3 protein-coding genes are annotated in these 2995 nt (G+C 59.1%); 2 read left to right on the forward strand and 1 reads right to left on the reverse strand.

Annotated elements, in window-relative coordinates:
- Positions 1-116: 116 nt before the first annotated feature.
- Complete coding sequence (locus EN994_RS24880; protein WP_013533110.1) at positions 117-1484, forward strand: lipopolysaccharide biosynthesis protein; 1368 nt, start codon at positions 117-119, stop codon at positions 1482-1484.
- Complete coding sequence (locus EN994_RS24885) at positions 1481-2521, forward strand: glycosyltransferase family 2 protein (protein ID WP_063167492.1); 1041 nt, start codon at positions 1481-1483, stop codon at positions 2519-2521. The genes EN994_RS24880 and EN994_RS24885 overlap by 4 nt, the downstream gene beginning before the upstream one ends.
- Positions 2522-2602: 81 nt before the next feature.
- Here EN994_RS24885 and EN994_RS24890 read toward each other — a convergent pair.
- The coding region (locus EN994_RS24890) for a helix-turn-helix transcriptional regulator (protein ID WP_164746153.1) at positions 2603-2995 on the reverse strand (393 nt) is incomplete at its 5' end.

The raw sequence follows: 2995 nt of genomic DNA on the forward strand, positions 1-2995 counted from the left end.
ATTCAGGGTGCAGCCTGTCCGCAGAGCGCGTCATTCAGGTGAATGATGGCAACGTTCGGTGTGCATCGTAGGCTGCGGCAATCCCCGATATTTGCCTCCCTCGGAAGCGCGAACCGATGGCACTGAGCGACCTTCTGAGACCCAAGATGGTTCCCGCGGCCGACACAGCCATCATCGCTGTTCGGCCGAGCACGATCGGTTCGATCATTCGTGCAGCTGGTGAGGTGTCGGCGATGGCAATTGTCGGCCAACTCACCCTTCTTGCTGCGATTCCGGTCTTGGCGCGGCTCTATTCGCCTGCGGATTTCGGCATCTTTACGATTTATCTGTCGATTGTGAACATACTCGCCGGGGTCGCAGCATTGCGCTTCGAGGCGTCACTCTATGGGGTTAAGGGGAGCGCCCAGGCCTATGTGACGGTCAAGCTTATCCTTTTGGCTGTGTTCGTGACCACCGTCCTGGCCTTTTCGGCCGGACAGATGCTGTCGAACCTTGCTCCCAACCGCCTCGGCTCGCTTGCCTGGCTCATTCCGATCGGAATGGGAGGCGCAGGTCTGGTCGAAGCCATGAACTGCTGGAGCCTGCGTGCTGGGCTTTTGCGCGACTTTGCCCTTGGGCGGCTGATCCTGCCGGCGAGCATGGCTGCACTGCAATTGGTTTTCGGCATTGCCAACCTTGGCGGCGAAGCGATGATCCATGCCCATATTTTGAGCCAGTTCGTCTTTATCGGGTATATCGGTTATCGGGTGACGAGCTGGGAGGATTTGCGCGGCATCGCCCGGGCACCTTGGCGTGCGGTGTTCGAAAAGGCCCGGCGGGAATACAAATTTCCTCTGTTCGATATCCCCGCAACACTCGCGAGCATAGCGATCAACAATCTTCCGGCAGTTCTTGTCGGTGGGCTGTTCGGCACCGCATTTGCCGGATATTTGGGCGTGGCAACGCGCCTGGTTACCGGTCCAGTGACGCTGATCGCTTCACCGCTCAGCAATGTTTTTGTCGCCGAAGCAAACCAGAACAACAATCGTGGACACCTGCTTGGCGTGGCACGCGGGCTTCTCCTGCTGGCCGCCGGCTTTACCGCGGTGCCGATATTGCTGCTTGGACTCGCCGCGCCCTATGTGGTCGTTCCGCTCCTGGGCGAGCCTTGGATGCCCACCGCGGAAATCATGACCGCACTGGCGCTGATGGGCGCGGCACAAGCGTTGTCTACTCCGCTTAGCGACGTTCCCGCTCTGCTACGTCGGCAAGGAACAAGACTGGTCATCGACCTCGCACGAGCGGTTCTCGTGTTTGGCCCGCTGCTCGCCGGCGCCCAGGCGGGCTGGCAGCCAGTCACCGTCATCTATTTCATGGCCGCCGGCGGCGCGTCGGGTTTCGCTCTGAAAATGGCAGCATCGCTGTATTTGTTGACCCACGACCCCCAACCAGCAGGCGCTGCAACGTGCATCCAACATGAATGTCTCGAGGAAAAAACACCATGAATTCGTCGTCGGTTGACAATCTTCAAGCGGCAGTTGCGGTCACCCAGCATGACCGTGCCGATGTCTCATGGTCACGCCCTTTTATCTCTGTCGGGATACCAACCTTTCGCCGGCCCGATACGATCCGCAGGGCGATCGACAGCGTCCTGGGTCAGGATTACTCCGATTGGGAGTTGGTCGTGAGCGACGACGAGGGACCGGAGGGCGAGACCTGGGCTATCGTGACCGACTATGCACGAAGCGAACCTCGCATCCGCATCATCGAGAACAGCCGAGGTCGCGGTCAGGTGGAGAACACCAACAACGCTATGCTGGCTTGCGCTGGACGGTGGATCAAGTTGCTGCACGACGATGACTGGCTTGCGCCAGGTGCACTCAGGACATTCGCCGAAGTTGCCAAACAGCACCCGTCGGTTGCCTTCATGACGTCAGCCGCAAACATAATCGAGGACAAGCGAGTGAGATTTCGCCAAGTCCCCAAGGAGCAGGAAGCGATCTCCCTTTATTCCAGCCAGCAGTGCCTGATGGACCTCTATCTGGTGCGCGCGACACGCTGCCTGGGGATCATTCCATCCACATTGTTGATCAACAGCGACGTCATTCGTGCCGGCTGCTTGATGCGCACGCACAAAGAGATTCCGGCCGGAGTGGATCAACTGTTCTTCGTCGATCTAGCCAGCCATGGGGACATGGTGGCGATAAGCGATCCGCTTACCTTTTATGATGCAACGAGCCATCCAAGCATTACCACGTCAAAGAGTTTCCGCGAGGTCGACGAAGTGACCCTCGCCGTCAAGCAGCTTAACTGGAATCTCATCAAAGACCGCAACCATCTCCCGCCTCCCGAGACATTGCTGCGGGCGCTGCGGGTTGCTCGTATTCCCATGCGGTTCCACCAGCAGTCCTGGTTGACCACGTTCCTGGATGGGATACAGATCTTCCGGCCTTCGGTCATGAAGGTGGCGGGCTGGCACGTGCTTAATCACGTGTTTGCAATCCGCCCAAGATTGGGCCGGGTGCGCACGCGACGGCGGTAAGGTGAGGCTGGCCGACAAGCACATCAGCGACAGATTGCGCGCACAAGCCTGTTGTGCGCGCGCATGGTAAAGGCGTTTGCCTCACGGCAAAACGCATATGCGCCCAAGAAGAGCTACCAGTTCCGCCTGTCGCCGTGTTTCGGTCTTGGCGAACAGCGACGCCAGCTGCGACCTTATCGTGGTCCGGCTCAAGCGCCGCTTGCGGGCTATTTCCAAAGGGGCATCGCCCTGCGCCAAGCGCAGTGCGAGCTGCGTTTCGGCACTCGTCAGACCAAACATTCTTTGCAGCGTCTGGGGATTTGGCCCGGACCTGTTTTCACGATCCAGCAGCGCCACGATGCTTGTCGCGTCAGGCGTTGCTATGCCCTTCTCGTTCAATATCAGGGGCCTGTCGCCCATGCCTCGGATCACCACCCATGAAAGCGTGCCAGGAGAAAAATTGCCCGGCACGTTTGCGATCAGCCGTCTCAGCGC

It is taken from the genome of Mesorhizobium sp. M7A.F.Ca.CA.002.09.1.1 (assembly GCF_003998555.1).
Taxonomy (GTDB): domain Bacteria; phylum Pseudomonadota; class Alphaproteobacteria; order Rhizobiales; family Rhizobiaceae; genus Mesorhizobium; species Mesorhizobium ciceri.